Raw genomic sequence first — 289 nt, 5'->3', positions numbered from 1 at the left:
TAAATCGTCAGCATAAAGTGGACTGATTTAATTCAAAACTAAGAGAGTGTTTTCAAAAATTATTAAATTTGAAATAGTATGAAAACACCTAAGAAAAAAACAGCTGAGAATTTCATTAAAGACATACGTAGAAATACACGAAGAATCTTTAGTTCTGAACAAAAAATTCAAATTGTTTTGGAAGCTTTACTATCAGAAATGTCTGTTTCAGAATTATGCCGAAAGTATTCCATTAATTAATCCCAGTTTTACAAATGGAACAAAGAGTTTTTAGAAGCGGGCAAAAAAC

At 28.7% G+C, this 289-nt stretch carries 1 pseudogene; it reads left to right on the top strand.

From position 1 onward, the window contains the following. Window positions 1-78: 78 nt before the first annotated feature. A pseudogene (locus AC23MC_RS16465) lies at window positions 79-237 on the top strand (transposase); the annotation flags it as partial. Window positions 238-289 lie beyond the last annotated feature (52 nt).

It is taken from the genome of Flavobacterium sp. T50_26 (genome assembly GCF_057652995.1).
Note: the sequence above shows the minus strand (reverse complement) of the source record. Positions and strands in the feature narration are given on the sequence as shown.